13 protein-coding genes are annotated in these 13,829 nt (G+C 69.5%); 3 read left to right on the top strand and 10 right to left on the bottom strand.

The genetic code is table 11. The features are described 5' to 3' along the window. Positions 1–106 precede the first annotated feature (106 nt). A complete protein-coding gene (locus OHA17_RS10160; RefSeq protein WP_406505995.1) occupies positions 107–454 on the bottom strand; it encodes a hypothetical protein in 348 nt (115 codons plus the stop codon). A 283-nt stretch (positions 455–737) separates the two neighbouring features. Further along, on the bottom strand, positions 738–1,514 hold the full coding sequence (locus tag OHA17_RS10155) for a Tox-REase-5 domain-containing protein (protein ID WP_406505993.1): 777 nt from the start codon (positions 1,512–1,514) through the stop codon (positions 738–740). Positions 1,515–1,743: 229 nt separating this feature from the next. Between OHA17_RS10155 and OHA17_RS10150 the strand changes: the two genes are divergently transcribed. Further along, positions 1,744–2,259 carry a DUF6177 family protein gene (locus OHA17_RS10150; RefSeq protein ID WP_406505991.1) on the top strand — a complete coding sequence of 172 codons (516 nt, stop codon included), beginning with the start codon at positions 1,744–1,746 and terminating at the stop codon, positions 2,257–2,259. Positions 2,260–2,379: 120 nt separating this feature from the next. Beyond that, entirely contained in the window at positions 2,380–2,670 is a 291-nt protein-coding gene (locus tag OHA17_RS10145; RefSeq protein WP_406505989.1) for a hypothetical protein, read from the top strand. A gap of 28 nt (positions 2,671–2,698) precedes the next feature. Here the strand turns inward: OHA17_RS10145 and OHA17_RS10140 are convergent, their stop codons facing one another. The 7 genes from OHA17_RS10140 to OHA17_RS10110 all read right to left on the bottom strand — a co-directional run bounded on the left by OHA17_RS10140 (position 2,699) and on the right by OHA17_RS10110 (position 9,612). Further along, on the bottom strand, positions 2,699–3,598 hold the full coding sequence (locus tag OHA17_RS10140; RefSeq protein WP_406505987.1) for a LysR family transcriptional regulator: 900 nt from the start codon (positions 3,596–3,598) through the stop codon (positions 2,699–2,701). A 37-nt stretch (positions 3,599–3,635) separates the two neighbouring features. Beyond that, a complete protein-coding gene (locus OHA17_RS10135; RefSeq protein ID WP_406505985.1) occupies positions 3,636–4,850 on the bottom strand; it encodes an MFS transporter in 1,215 nt (404 codons plus the stop codon). Then, positions 4,847–5,929, bottom strand: a complete 1,083-nt coding sequence (locus tag OHA17_RS10130; protein ID WP_406505983.1) for a Gfo/Idh/MocA family oxidoreductase — start codon at positions 5,927–5,929, stop codon at positions 4,847–4,849. The genes OHA17_RS10135 and OHA17_RS10130 overlap by 4 nt, the downstream gene beginning before the upstream one ends. 5 nt (positions 5,930–5,934) lie before the next feature. Then, the gene (locus tag OHA17_RS10125; protein WP_406505981.1) at positions 5,935–6,462 is read right to left on the bottom strand and encodes a GNAT family N-acetyltransferase; all 528 of its coding nucleotides are present in this window, start codon (positions 6,460–6,462) and stop codon (positions 5,935–5,937) included. Further along, a complete protein-coding gene (gene hemA, locus OHA17_RS10120; protein WP_398881264.1) occupies positions 6,459–7,676 on the bottom strand; it encodes a 5-aminolevulinate synthase in 1,218 nt (405 codons plus the stop codon). Before hemA ends, OHA17_RS10125 begins: the two co-directional genes overlap by 4 nt. A 375-nt stretch (positions 7,677–8,051) precedes the next feature. Beyond that, positions 8,052–8,906, bottom strand: a complete 855-nt coding sequence (locus tag OHA17_RS10115; protein WP_406505979.1) for a methyltransferase domain-containing protein — start codon at positions 8,904–8,906, stop codon at positions 8,052–8,054. A gap of 118 nt (positions 8,907–9,024) precedes the next feature. Continuing rightward, positions 9,025–9,612, bottom strand: a complete 588-nt coding sequence (locus tag OHA17_RS10110; protein ID WP_406505977.1) for a helix-turn-helix domain-containing protein — start codon at positions 9,610–9,612, stop codon at positions 9,025–9,027. Positions 9,613–9,845: 233 nt separating this feature from the next. On the opposite strand from OHA17_RS10110, the gene OHA17_RS10105 reads away from it, so the two are divergent. Next, the gene (locus tag OHA17_RS10105) at positions 9,846–11,219 is read left to right on the top strand and encodes a M14 family zinc carboxypeptidase (protein WP_406505975.1); all 1,374 of its coding nucleotides are present in this window, start codon (positions 9,846–9,848) and stop codon (positions 11,217–11,219) included. A 109-nt stretch (positions 11,220–11,328) separates the two neighbouring features. Here the strand turns inward: OHA17_RS10105 and katG are convergent, their stop codons facing one another. Beyond that, positions 11,329–13,560 carry a catalase/peroxidase HPI gene (gene katG, locus OHA17_RS10100; protein ID WP_406505973.1) on the bottom strand — a complete coding sequence of 744 codons (2,232 nt, stop codon included), beginning with the start codon at positions 13,558–13,560 and terminating at the stop codon, positions 11,329–11,331. Positions 13,561–13,829 lie beyond the last annotated feature (269 nt).

The raw sequence follows: 13,829 nt of genomic DNA, 5'->3' as shown, positions 1-13,829 counted from the left end.
CCGCGAGCCCGGGCGGATAGCGGCTTGCACTCACCGTACGGCCCTGCACCTGACTGCCCGAGTCAGGACGCCTGGATTGCCTGCGTGATCTCTGGGCCGGTTGATGCTACGACGATGACCCACTCGCTCTTGATTTCCTGAGGCAGGTGTCCCGGTCTGCCTCACGGCTCAAGATCACTGTTCCGCCGGGGAGAATAAGAACGGCCTCCAGGCGTCGGAACAATTTGGAGATGACGTTCATCATTCGATCCCCGCCGAAATTTCTGATCATGATGCTGTCCTCAGAGCTGAGGTAGATGTCTGCCGTGTCGGCGTCCCCTGTCTTCAGCTGGAGGAAGTGGTGCTCGGGGTCACGTTCCGTCACGTAGGCGTCGAGGATTTCGTAGACGGCACTCTTTTCCAGCCGAACTTGTTCGGCGTTTACGAAACGGCACACGAATATGTCGTAACTCACGTGGCTCTCCAGGGCGGGGGCGAGTGGAGGTGATCCTTTGGCTGTCCCGTCGGTGGCTGTGCCTACCGCGGTGTTCCTCAGCGACTGTGTGCGTGTGGATCTGGGATGCCGGGCGTCACATGGTCGTTGGGGACTTGTTGGCGACGCCAGAGAGGCGATCAGCAGGAATGACTTGTGTCGTTCTCGTGTCGCCATGCCTGACATCTCTCACGTGTTGCTACGACCGAGCTGGAGGGTCCACAGGGATCAACACGTAGTTGTTGTCTCTCTGAGCCCCTGTCACCTACGAAGCGGGCGGTGTGTAGACGACATTGATTCTTGAGAGCTTATCGTTCGCGGCGAACAGGCTCTTGGCTTCTTCGAAGACATCGGCTTCGGCGATATGCCATGTGATGGGCGTGTTGGGGGCTGCTGCGACCTGCTTTAGCGCGTGGTCCACGAAGTCCTTCGTTACTATGTCGGGCCTGAACTTCAAGAGCTGCGAGTAGCCCGGTCCTTTGGCTTCCAGTAGCTCCGCACCGTTGAACCCGTCAAATTTCAACTCCTTCGCAGCGTTCGGAGTGTTCAGGATCTTGTAGCCGAATCCCTCGGGAACCCCAGTTATCTGGAGCTCGTAAGAAAGAGCCCTCGTGCTCTTGCCCTTCTCAAAGGTGATCGCCCAAACTCCAGGTCCACCCTTCACGGCCCAACAGTTCTTCGCGGCACCAGCGGCTCGTGTGATAAAGCCAGCCGTTCGAGCGGAGCCTATGGCGCAGGTCTCGCCGATTTCCCTGAGTACCTTGGTCCCGATACCAGCGATCGCCGCGTCGGTGAGGCCGAGGGAGCGGAGCCCCTTCCAGGCGTCGGTGAAGCCGATGCCGGTCTTGGCAGATGCGTCGACTGCCTTGACGGCCGGCGCGATTGGGGCGAGCAGGCCTTCGACTGGGACATATGTGACGAGGTTCCAGGCGCAGGCGGTCTTGCTGGTGTCACGTCGCGGTGAGGGAGGAGCCGTGTGAGGTTGTCCAGTGGGCTGCCCAAGTGGATCTCGTCGGGAATGCGGCGGGCAAGTCGCGTACATCCGAGCGGCCTGGGCGCATGATCCTCTGGGTTGCTGAGGTGGCGGCCCGTCCCAACAACCCGACGCGCGGTACCTGTGGGACTACCAGCAGGGCGACAACGGGAGGCGGTCGGCACCTGCCCCGCAACACCGGGCGGGTGCGCGGACGGAGAGTCGGCAGCGGAGCTGCTTACCCGTACTGGGCAAGCCCCCGTCGGCTGGCACCGGTGCGAGGGCAGCAAGTCGGGCAGTGCCCAAGCCCACGGGCATCGACATACTCACCGACAAAGCCGCAGTCGTCATCCACGACCGCCCCATCGCGGCCGCCACCACCTGGCTGACAGACGTCATCCGCTTCACCAACGGAATCGGCCGCGAACTCCACCTCATCGCCCCGCCGGGCACCCGGCTCACCCTCCCGCTGCGGACCCTCCTGGACCGCATGCCCGGCCACTGGGTCGTGCGCAGTGATAGCACCAACTGCCGTTCACTCTCGTCCTCTGCTCGGGATCGCTTGAACGGCGGGGCGATGCAGGGTCGCCCGTTGACGCCCCTGCCCCGGGACAGGTCGCAGAACTCAAGGCCCACCTGGATCGTGGCGATCGGTGCTCACGACAGACCGGCCATTGTCACCATCCGTATCGCCCATACACGTGCCGGTGTCGAGGAACACATCACCCTGGCCGTCGGCCACCCTGGCGGCGGCAGGGCGCGCGTTCCTTCCTCGTGCCCGGGCGCTGGTACGGGCCGAACGCGCCGCCATTGAGGCGATGCGCGCGCTGCACGGCGAACGCGAGACCACGCTGCAGGTGGGCATCAACATCGGGCTCGGCTCCCGCCTGACGCGCTGCTGGCCGTCCTGAGCGAGCAAGCCCCGGACCTCTCGGTGGAGTTGGACGCCGCACCCGCCGCTCAGCGCTTGCAACGCGTACGCGACGGCGAGTGGGACGCCGCGTTGATCCGTGGTGCCGACCGGAGCCCCGGAGGACTTGAATTTCTGCCGCGGTGGAGCGACGGCCTCGTCGTGGTGCTGCCGGCCGGCCCCCCCGACGGCCCGCACCAGGGTCGCCGCACGGCAGGACAACCCGCACCTGTACGACACCGTCGTCCGAGCCTGCCAGGACGCCTGGCCGCGCTCTTCGACGCCTGCCGACGTGTGGGCGGCACTGACCGCTGATCTTCAGCGTGCCGCGCCGGGCCGTGTCCTACGTGTCCGCCGAAGCCTTCGGCTGGGAATCCGGTACGAAGGAGGACCGCTCGCCCGTCTGACCCTGCCGCAGGGCGCGGCCGAAGGTCGCGGCGTAGGGGTGCGGGTTGGTGCGCGGGTAGGCGTAGGTGAGGATCGCGGGCGGGGCGCCCGTGAGGGGCAGGTACAGGATGTCCGGGTCCGGGTACTGCGCGGCCACCGACACCGGGAGCACACCGACCCCGCGCCGGGCGGCCACGGCGTGCAGGTACTCCTCGATGTTGGAGGTCTCCGCGCCGATCTCGGGGGTGGCGTCGGCCGGCCAGTCCTGCGCGGTGAGCGTGCCGCTGACGGTGTTGACGATGAGGCAGCGGCGCCCGAGGTCGCGCCAGGTAACCCGGTCGCGCACGGCCAGGGTGGAGGTCCGGGCGACCGCCGCGATGTGCGGCTCCCGCAGGATCTCGGTGGTGACCAGGCGCGGATCGCGGACGGTGCCCCACAGCAGGGCCGCGTCCACGGAGCCCTCGCGCAGTCCGGCCGTGCGGTCGTCGCGGCGTACGGTCTGCACGAGGACGAGGTGCCGCTCCTCCAGCGTGGCCTGGGCTTGGCGGCCACGCTGGAGGGGGTAGCCCCACGCATAGCCGAGCCGCAGCGAGGACTGCGGCTCGGGCGGCTGGAGCGCCGTTTCCAGCTGGGGCAGCAGGACTTGGAGGTCGGCCTGCAGACGGTGCCCCTCCGCGGTGAGACGGGGGTGGCGGGTGCTGCGGTCCACCAGAGTCCGCCCCAGCACCCCCTCCAGGCGCTGGATGTGCCGGCTGAGGGTGGGCTGGGAGATACCGAGACGGTCGGCGGCCCAGGTGAAGTGCTGTTCCTCGGCCAGGGTCAGAAAGCATTGCAAGTGGCGCAGCCCGATATCCATAGGCGCAATGCTAGCCAACCCTGGCCATTTCCCCAGGTCAGGGTGTTGCGACGGCGTTCTCGGCGCGCCGGGTCGCGCCCCGTACCACGGTCAGGTGCAGCACGAGGGCGACCACGGTGAGCGCGCCCGTGTAGTACGGCAGCGCGCCCGGGGCGGCGCCGAGGCCCAGCACCAGGCCGCCGAGCGCGGACCCGATGCCGCTGCCGAGATAGACGGCGGAACTGTTCAGCGAGACGGCGACCGTGGCCTGTTCGGGCTGGGCCGCGATGAGCTGGTGCTGCTGGGGAACCTGTACGGCCCAGCCGGCCGCACCCCAGATCACGAGCGGGACGACCGCCAGGGCCGCGGCGGCGTGAGCGGCGGCGGGCAGGGCGAACTGGGAGGCCACGATGAGGGCCAGGATCCAGGTGACCGCGGCGAAGGGACGCTTGGTCCGGTCCACGATGCGGCCGATGAGGAGGCTGCCGATGATGCCGCCCGCGCCCCAGGCCCACATGGCCCAGACCGTCTCGTGGGTGTGCGCGGCGTCGAGCAGGAACTCGGCGAGGTAGGTGTACAGGCCGAGGCTGGCGATGCCGCCGAGCAGCGAGACGGACACGATGCCGGCCACCCGGCCGCTGGCGAGGGCGCGCACCCGCCGGCCCAGCGGCGGCGGAGGACTCACCTCGATCTTCGGCAGCCGCACGATGCCGATGAGCGCGACCACGCCCAGCGCGGTGATCAGCCACAGCGTGCCGCGCCACCCGATGTGCGAGGCGAGGAGCATGCCGACCGGGACGCCGATGACGGTGCCGATGCTCAAGCCGCCCATGACGGTGGCCAGAGCGCGGCCACGCCGTTCCGGGGTGGTGAGCCCCGCGGCCGTGGCGGCGGCTATCGGCGAGTACACGCCCGCACCGATGCCCGCCACCGCGCGCGCGATCAGGAGGACCGGCAGCGTGGGCGCGAGGGCGGTCAAGGCGTTGCCGATCGTGAAGACGACCAGCGCCACGCCGAGCACCACCTTCGCCGACCGCTTCGCAAGGAGGGTGGCGAAGACCGGCCCGCCCAGCGCGTAGCAGAGCGTGAAGACGGTGACCATCTGTCCGGCCGACGACGCCGAGATGCTCAGGTCCTCCGACACGTGGGGCAGCAGTCCGGCCATCACGTAGGCGTCCACGCCCAGCGCGAACGTGCCCAGCGCGAGGAGCGGGATGAACCTGCCCCGGCCGTCGGCCGTCCTGGGCGGGGCTGTTGTCTGTGTGGCACTCATCCGAGGCGCTCCAAGTCCGTTTCGGCGCTGACCACGCGGCCGTCGGGGAAGTAGCCGACGGGCCCGGTCAACTGGGCTTTCTGTTCGATCTCGTTGAGCAGACGCTGGAGCCGTACGGACTCCTCGATCCCGGCGAACGGCACGACGGGCCGCTGCCGGTCGTGCGCGAAACGTACGGCGTCCGTGACGATGCGGCGCAGCCCGACGATGGTGTCGAACCCTTCGGGAACGGGGTCGTTGCGCGTGTCCACCTCGCAGAGCGTCTCCTCCCGGCCGCCGGCGTCCCGCCAGATCCGCAACTGGTCCGCGTCCCAGGTGGGGTTGGAGTACTCCGCGGCCGCGTAGACCAGGCCTCCCTCGGGGTCCCGGAAGGTGCAGTCGATGGTGCGCTGCCGGGTGATGTTGACGAAGCTGCTGTAGACGCTCACCACGGCGTCGCCCAACTGCGCCGTCAGGGCCACGCTGTCCAGGACGTCGGGTCCGGAGACCGAGTAGTCGGAGCAGACGCCGACGGCGTCGCGGAGCCGGAGCTGCGAGCCGTCGAGGGAGAGCCGCTGGACCAGGTCCAGGGAGTGGATCACTTCGCTCGTGACCCCGACCGTGGGCCGGTGGTCGTTGATGCGGTTCTTGCCCCAAGTGGCGTGTGCCCGCACCAGTTTCAGCCCGTTGCGGTGCACGTACTCCTGGAGGGCCATGCTGGCTTGTGAGTACCGCCCCACCAGGTCCATGGCGAACCCGGAGACATCGCGCAGCGCCGAGGCCACGGCATCCAGGTCGTCGTGGACGGAGGTGAGGGGCTTCTCGGCCAGGACGAAGCCGCGGTAGCCCGCCAGGCGCGTCAGGATCTCGGCGTGCGCCGAGTCGGTCACCGCGACGATGACGAGATCGGGCGAGAACGCATCGAGGGCGCCCTCGATCGTGGCGAAGTACGGGACGTCTTCGATGGTGCGGTGCCGGGCGTGGTAGGCGATCTCGATGTCGAGACCGAGTTCCCGCGGGCCGGAGAGGCTGCGCAGTGCGGTCAGGAATCGCGTACCGGCGTAGCCCATGCCGGCGATGAGTACTTTCACGTTGTCCATGGGGATCAGCCCTTCCGCTGCGTGGTGACAGGTTGGTGGTAGAGGCCCTCGCCGGTGGGCAGCCAGCCGGCCCGGCGGTGGTACTCCACGGCCCCCTCGGCGCTCTGCATCACGGCGACGTCCGCGCCGCGCGCGAGCGCCCAGTCGAAGAGCCCGTCGATCACCGCGGTGCCCAGGCCCTTGCCCCGGTCACGCGGATCGGTGACGAGGGACTGCATCCAGACCACCCGGCCGCTGGGGTACGCGGGCGAAGGGGGACGCTGGTCGATGACGGCGATGGCGCAGGCACTCAGCCGGCCGGGGCCGGGAGCCACCGCGACGCACACGTCGGCGTCGTCGGACAGCGCCCTGGCCAGCCAGGCCCGGTAGCCGGCCCGCCAGGCCGCACGAGCCTCGGGGGTCGCCGCGGTGTAGGGGAGCGCCGCCGAGTCGTCGTCCTCCTCGCCGTCCAGCAAGTAGGCGCGCAGGCGGACGAGTTCGTCGATGTCCGCCGGCTCTGCCTGACGGATCACCGGGGTGGCCGCTGTCGTCACGCGGTCCTCCCGTGCAGACCGAAGTGGGTGAAGACCTCGTCCAGCGCGCGGACCAGATGGGCGATGTCGTCGTCGGAGTGGTTCGGCGTGACGTTGACGCGGAACCGCTCGGTGCCGACCGGTACCGTCGGAGAGTTGATCGGCTGGAGGTAGATGCCGTGTACCTCAAGAAGCCGCGCGGCCGACTGCTTGCACAGCTCGGAGTCGCCGATCAGGACGGGCAGGACGTGCGTCGTGCTCTGCGGCATCACCTCGATGCCGGCCGCCTCCAGGGCCGTGCGCAGCTGGGCGGTCTTGCGCTGCAGCGCATCCCGTTCGGCGGAGGAGGTCTTCAGGTGTTCCACGCTGGCATGGCAGGCCGCCACGATCGCGGGCGGCAGCGAGGTGGTGAAGATGAAGCCCGAGGCGAAGCTGCGAATCGTGTCGACCAGGGTGGTCGAACCGGCGATGTATCCGCCGATGACACCGATGCCCTTGGCCATCGTGCCCTGGATGATGTCGACGAAATGGTCGACATTCAGCTCCGCGGCGATGCCCGCGCCGCGCGGCCCGTACATTCCGATCGCGTGTACTTCGTCGAGGAAGGTGAGCGCGTTGTACTCGTGCGCGACCTTGACGATCCGTTCGATCGGGGCGACGTCGCCGTCCATCGAGTAGACGGACTCGAAGACGACGATCTTCGGGCGGTCCAGAGGCTGGCCGGCGAGTATCTCTTCCAGGTGGTCCACGTCGTTGTGGCGGAATACCCGGCGCTCCGCCTTCGTGCTGCAGATGCCATTGATGATCGAAGCGTGGTTCAGCTCGTCCGACAGCACGATCGGGTCGGGCAGCAGGCGCAACAGGCACTGCAGAGTCGCATCGTTGGAGCCGTATCCCGTGGGAAATACCAGGGCGGCTTCCTTTCCGTGCCACTCGGCGAGCGAGGACTCAAGCGCGGCGTAGTGGGCGTGCGTTCCGCCGATGTTCCGCGAACCGCCGGAGCCGGCCCCGTACTCGGCGACCGCCCGGTGCATGGCCGCGACCACCTTGGGGTGCTGGGACATCCCCAGATAGTCGTTGCTGCACCACACGGTCACCTGCTGATCGCGCCCGTCCGGCGTGCGGTGCGTCGCTTTCGGGTACGCGTTCGCGTGACGATTGATTTCCACGAACGACCGGTACTGGCCATCGTTTCTGAGCTTGTCAATCTTTTCCGACAGAAAAAGCTCGTACATTTCATCCCCCTGTAACCAGCATGCGCCGTTGGTCGCACGCAATCTGTAAACGAGGGAATTACATACAGCGGGCACCCTGCCCGCAAACCGGTCGCCTGCATCTCTGATGCAACCTCTGCATGGCCGCAGGTCATCGCGGTGAGCGGCGGCCCTGAGATGCCAGTCACACCGCCGAGGATGAATTCTTTGTTACGGCAGGCCCGCGGTTACTCGCGGCCGCAGAGTGCATCGGAAAAGCCGCACGGCGCCCCCAACTCCGCCAGAACGAACGGCTGTTGACGCCGCGCGTTCCATGAACGCGTGAGGGGCCGCCGGAAGCGATTCGGCACACGAACCCCCCAACTCCTGTGATTGCGCCGCGCATTCGGACCGGCATCAGCTGCGGCGCGCAGCCCAGACGGTCCGTTCCGTGCGTACCGCGAGGTCGGCGCGGCGCGCGATGCTGTGCGGGCCGTCGGGGTCGAGCAGCCGGTCGAGCGCCGCGAGGTCCTCGGCCGGCAGGGTTCCCACGACGGTGCCGCGCATGCGCCGAAGGCTGTGGAGGGCGTAGCGGCCGATCGCCTCGCTTCGGGAGCCGTCGAGGTTCACGTCGATCGTGCGTGCCTCTTCGACGGTGAACCCGGCGCCGGTCAGCATGGGGCCCCAGTCCGCGCCGCGGTGCGGCACGTGCTCGGCGTGATGACGGTCGCTCGCGGCGTGGACGCGCTCCTCCAAGCCGGGCCGCTCCTCGGGCGCGCCTTCGGGCAGGAAGCGAGGAAAGCCGGCCAGCTCGACGACGGCGAAAAGACCGCCGGGCGCGAGCAGTTCGTGGACCTTGCGCAGGGCGCGGGCGGGGTCGGTCATGTGGTGCATCGAGGCCGACGCCCAGACGAGTTCGGGCGCGCCGAGGTCGGGCCACGCGGCGTCGAGATCCGCGTGCACCGTACGCACTCTGTCGCCCACACCATGCGCCTCGGCCTTCTCGCGCAGGCGCCGCAGGTGGTGGGCCGAGGAGTCGACGGCGGTCACGGCGGCTTCGGGAAAGCGGGCGAGGAGGGCGAAGGTGCCGGCCCCGGTGCCGCAGCCCAGGTCCACGATGTGACGCGGGCCGGACTCCAGGGGCAGCGATGCGGTGATGGACGCGGTGTGCTCGGCGAGGACCTCCGCGTCCAGGTCGAGAATCTCCGCCTGGCCGGCGCTGTCGGTCTCGTGCTGGTGGTCATGTGCTGTGTGCGGGGATGCGTGGGTCATGGCGTCGACGCTAGGCCGCTCATGCGCGTACGGCACGACAGCTTTCCAGATACGCAAGACGATGCCCGGCCGGGTTGCCGAACGCGCAAAGGACACCGAGGGCCGGTCGCCGGGAGCCTCAGGACCGGCCCTTGCCGCCGCCGCCGTCGGGTCGCTGGTGGCTGCGGCGGGCGTCGCGGTCGAAGATGCCCAGGACCTCGCACGGCCCGCCCTCGGCGCCGATGGCGTGCGGCAGCATCGTGGGGAACTCGGCCGCCTGATGGGTCTCGATACGCAAGCGGCGGTTGCCCAGCAGGAGCACCGCGGTCCCGGAGAGGACGACGAGCCACTCGCGGCCCGGGTGGGCGCGCATGCGCGAGGGACTGTCCGGGGGCGGCCCGGTCATGCGCTGGCGGATGACGGTCATGCCGGGGTCCGCCTTGATGGGCCACCGCATCTGGCCGCGGGCGGAATCGATCACCGGGCTGGAGACGACGTCGTCGGCGGCGCTCTCGACGAGCTGATCGAGCGTCGTGTCCAGCGCGCGGGCGAGCGTGACGAGACTGTCAAGGGCGAGCCTGCGCTGCCCGTTCTCCATACGGCTGAGCGTGGACTGACTGAGCTTGGCGCGCCCGGCCAACTCCTCAAGCGACCAGCCCTGCGCCAGCCGCAGGGCACGAATCCGCTTGCGTACGAGGCTGTCCAGATCGCCGTCATTTTGCGTCATGGGCAGCACGGTATGCCGTGATCGCAAGGGGCGCCCGCTGTCGAGCCCCACGCAAGCTCTCACCTGAATGCCCCCGACGTCACCCACATCCCCCGCAGCCCAGGCGCGAGCCCGCGGACAGCCCTTAGCCTCACGGCACAAGGCACAAGGCGACGGCTCGGGGTGCCCGCGAGGCCCGCCGGGCTTCTTCGTCGGACCCGCGCGCCCCCGTACTCCCCACGGAAGGCCCGCTCATGTCCCGCAGACAACTCGCGCTCATGGCCGCCGCAGGCCTCGTCCTGGCTGCCGCCGTGCTTCCCCCGGCGGCCACGGCCGACACCCCCGCCCCGCACGCCGACATCCTCGTCACCTACCGCGTGCCGATCCGCCATGCCCAGGACGCGCAGACCCTCGTCGCCGCCGGGTACGACGTCCTGGAGCGCCGGGAGGGCAACGACCTGTTCGTCCTGGGAGATCCGACGACCGCCGACTCCTTGCGGCACATCGGATTCAGCCCGACCGCCGTCAGGACTCAGCCGCGGCCGACCCCCAACACCGCCCGGCCCGCCGTCGGCGACACCTACCACGGCGGCTACCGCACCGTCGACGGGAACTACGCCCACCTCGACCAAGTGGCCTCCCAGCACCCGGACCTGGCCACCGTCGTGACGTACGGGCAGTCCTGGCGGAAGAAGCAGGACAGCGCCGGCGGGCGGGACCTCAAGGCCGTCTGCGTCACCAAGATGCGGCCGGGGGACTGCGCGCTCGTCCCGAACGCCGGCAAGCCCCGCTTCTTCCTCATGGGGCAGATCCACGCCCGCGAGATCACCACCGGCGAGGTCGCCCTGCGGTGGATCGACGAGCTGACGACCCAGTACGGCAAGGACGCCGACATCACCAAGCTGATGGACACCACCGAGATGTGGGTCGTGCCCATCGCCAACCCGGACGGCGTCGACATCGTCGCCTCCGGCGGCGACAACCCCGTACTGCACCGCAAGAACGCCAACGACTCCCACGGCGCGACCTGCGGCCGAAGAGGCCAGATCGGCATCGACCTCAACCGCAACTCGGGTACCCACTGGGGCGGTCTGGGCACTTCGCGGCAGCCGTGCGGCCAGGAGTACCTCGGCCCGGCCGCCGACTCCGAGCCGGAGACCACCGCCCTGGAAGGCCTGTTCCGGCAGCTGTACCCGGCCGTGCGCACCGGCACCGAGAACGGCGACCCCGCGCCGGCCGACGCCCGGGGCATGATGATCACCCTCCACGGCGACGCGAACCTGGTGCTGTTGCCCTGGGGGTTCGACCACACCGCGCACACCGGGAGCGACTCCGCGCTGCGCGCCCTGGCCAGTGAGATGGGCTCGCTCACGGGTTACAAGTCCGGGCAGGCCGGCGAGCTCCTGTACGACGCGTCCGGCGGCACCGACGACTGGACCTTCGACAAGCTCGGCCTCGCCAGCTTCACCATCGAGGTCGGCGACAGCGACGGCCGCGGCTGCGACGGATTCGCCCCGCCCTACTCCTGCCAGGACAGCTATTTCTGGCCCAAGATGAAGCCCGCCCTGCTGTACGCCGCCCAGCATGCGGCGGCGCCCTACCAGACCACCGTCGCAGCCAAGGGCTGAGGCCGGTCGGCCGGGGGCCGACGCGCCCGCGTCGGCCCCCGGCCTGTGGCGATCACTTTCGGACCCACGGCCCAGGCCGGCCCGAACGAGCCGGCCTGGGCGGGGTGGCTCAGACGAGGTCGAACCGGTCCAGGTTCATGACCTTGGTCCACGCCGCGACGAAGTCCTTCACGAACTTCTCCTTCGCGTCGTCGCTCGCGTAGACCTCCGCGACCGCGCGCAGCTCGGCGTTCGAGCCGAAGACCAGGTCGGCGCGGGTGCCGGTCCACTTGACGTGGGCGGTGGCGCCGTCGCGGCCCTCGAAGGTGTTCTCGTCCGCGGACGTCGCCTTCCACGTCGTACCCAGGTCGAGCAGGTTGACGAAGAAGTCGTTGGTGAGCGTCCCGGGCCGGTCGGTGAAGACGCCGAGCGACGACTCCTTGTGGTTCGCGCCCAGGACGCGCAGGCCACCCACCAGAACGGTGAGCTCGGGGGCGCTCAGGGTCAGCAGGTTCGCCCGGTCGAGCAGCAGATACTCGGCCGGGAGGCGGTTGCCCTTGCCCAGGTAGTTGCGGAACCCGTCGGCCGTCGGCTCAAGGGCGGAGAACGACTCCACGTCCGTCTGCTCCTGCGAGGCGTCCACGCGGCCGGGCGCGAACGGGACCTCGACGGCGGCCCCGCCGTCCTTGGCGGCCTTCTCCACACCGGCCGCGCCGGCCAGGACGATCAGGTCGGCGAGCGAGATCTGCTTGCCGCCGGACTGCGCGGAGTTGAAGGACGTGCGGACGCCTTCCAGGGTGCGCAGAACCGTCGCCAGCTCGTCGGGCTCATTGACCTCCCAGCCGCTCTGCGGCTGCAGGCGGATGCGCGCGCCGTTGGCGCCGCCGCGCTTGTCACTGCCGCGGAACGACGAGGCCGACGCCCACGCCGTCGACACGAGCTGCGACACGCTGAGGCCCGAGGCGAGGATCTGCTCCTTGAGGGAGGCGATGTCCGCCGCGTCGACGAGCTCGTACGAACGCGCCGGCAGCGGGTCCTGCCACAGCAGCTCCTCGGCGGGGACCTCCGGGCCGAGGTAGCGCACGACGGGGCCCATGTCGCGGTGGGTCAGCTTGAACCAGGCGCGGGCGAAGGCGTCCGCGAACGCCGCGGGGTCCGCCAGGAAGCGCCGCGAGATCTGCTCGTACGCCGGGTCGAAGCGGAGCGAGAGGTCGGTCGTCAGCATCGTCGGGGCGTGCTTCTTCGACGCGTCGAAGGCGTCCGGCACGGTGTCCGAACCGGCGCCCCCCTTCGGCCGCCACTGGTGCGCGCCCGCAGGGCTCTTGAACAGCTCCCACTCGTAGCCGAAGAGGATCTCGAAGAAGCTGTTGTCCCAGGCGGTCGGGGTGTTCGTCCAGATGCCCTCAAGGCCACTGGTGATCGCGTCGGCGCCCACACCGGTGCCGTGGCTGCTCTTCCAGCCGAGGCCCTGCTGCTCCAGCGGGGCCGCCTCGGGGTCGTTGCCGACGGCGTCCGCCGGGCCCGCGCCGTGGGTCTTGCCGAAGGTGTGGCCGCCGGCGATCAGGGCGACGGTCTCCTCGTCGTTCATCGCCATCCGGCGGAACGTCTCGCGGATGTCGCGCGCGGCGGCGATGGGGTCCGGGTTGCCGTTGGGGCCCTCGGGGTTGACGTAGATCAGGCCCATCTGGACCGCGCCGAGCGGGTTCTCCAGCTCACGGTCGCCGGTGTAGCGCTCGTCGTCGAGCCAGTTGGTCTCCGGACCCCAGTACACGTCCTCGTCGGGCTCCCACACGTCCGCGCGGCCGCCGCCGAAGCCGAAGGTCTCGAAGCCCATCGTCTCCAGGGCCACATTGCCGGTGAGGATCAGGAGGTCGGCCCACGAAAGGCTCTTGCCGTACTTCTTCTTCACCGGCCACAGCAGGCGGCGGGCCTTGTCGAGGCTCGCGTTGTCCGGCCAGCTGTTGAGCGGGGCGAACCGCTGCTGGCCGGCCCCGGCGCCACCGCGCCCGTCGCTGATGCGGTACGTGCCCGCGCTGTGCCACGCCATGCGGATCATCAGCGGGCCGTAGTTGCCGAAGTCGGCCGGCCACCAGTCCTGCGACGTCGTGAGCAGCTCCGCGATGTCCCGCTTCACCGCCGGCAGGTCGAGGGCGTTGAACGCCTCGGCGTAGTCGAACTCCTCGCCGAGCGGGTTGGCCACCGCCGGGTTCTTCGCGAGGATCTTCAGGTTCAGCCGCTCCGGCCACCACTGGCGGTTTCCGCCGCCCTGCGTCGGATGCGGGGCACGCTCGTGCACGACCGGGCAGCCGCCCGTGCCCTCCGTCTTGGCGTCGGTGACGATTGCATCGGGGTTCTCGGACATGGCAATCCTTCTTGACTCGGTGGATCACGGTGCTCAGGAACTGCGGGCGGTGAAACGGCCGGGGCACGGGCCCCGGCGGACGGCCTCGGCCTGGTGACGTCTGAGCGTCTGAGAAGCCGGGCCTTCGACGGGGCCGGGTCAGGGCCCCCGCCGCGACGGTCTGGCCACATGGCGCGCCCCGCGCACGACGGGGTGGGCAAGCAACGGGCCGCGTACACGACTTGGCAGGACAATACGGCCCACGCGATCACGCACCCCGGAACGCGGCA

The organism is Streptomyces sp. NBC_00212 (assembly GCF_045206365.1).
Lineage (GTDB): Bacteria > Actinomycetota > Actinomycetes > Streptomycetales > Streptomycetaceae > Streptomyces.
Note: the sequence above shows the minus strand (reverse complement) of the source record. Positions and strands in the feature narration are given on the sequence as shown.

Excerpts from the sequence above, each read along its gene's own strand:
- OHA17_RS10155 (WP_406505993.1), bottom strand. The coding sequence starts at position 1,514 with ATGTACGCGACTTGCCCGCCGCATTCCCGACGAGATCCACTTGGGCAG.
- OHA17_RS10140 (WP_406505987.1), bottom strand. The coding sequence starts at position 3,598 with ATGGATATCGGGCTGCGCCACTTGCAATGCTTTCTGACCCTGGCCGAG.
- OHA17_RS10135 (WP_406505985.1), bottom strand. The coding sequence starts at position 4,850 with ATGAGTGCCACACAGACAACAGCCCCGCCCAGGACGGCCGACGGCCGG.
- OHA17_RS10130 (WP_406505983.1), bottom strand. The coding sequence starts at position 5,929 with ATGGACAACGTGAAAGTACTCATCGCCGGCATGGGCTACGCCGGTACG.
- hemA (WP_398881264.1), bottom strand. The coding sequence starts at position 7,676 with ATGTACGAGCTTTTTCTGTCGGAAAAGATTGACAAGCTCAGAAACGAT.
- OHA17_RS10115 (WP_406505979.1), bottom strand. The coding sequence starts at position 8,906 with ATGACCCACGCATCCCCGCACACAGCACATGACCACCAGCACGAGACC.
- OHA17_RS10110 (WP_406505977.1), bottom strand. The coding sequence starts at position 9,612 with ATGACGCAAAATGACGGCGATCTGGACAGCCTCGTACGCAAGCGGATT.
- OHA17_RS10105 (WP_406505975.1), top strand. The coding sequence starts at position 9,846 with ATGTCCCGCAGACAACTCGCGCTCATGGCCGCCGCAGGCCTCGTCCTG.
- katG (WP_406505973.1), bottom strand. The coding sequence starts at position 13,560 with ATGTCCGAGAACCCCGATGCAATCGTCACCGACGCCAAGACGGAGGGC.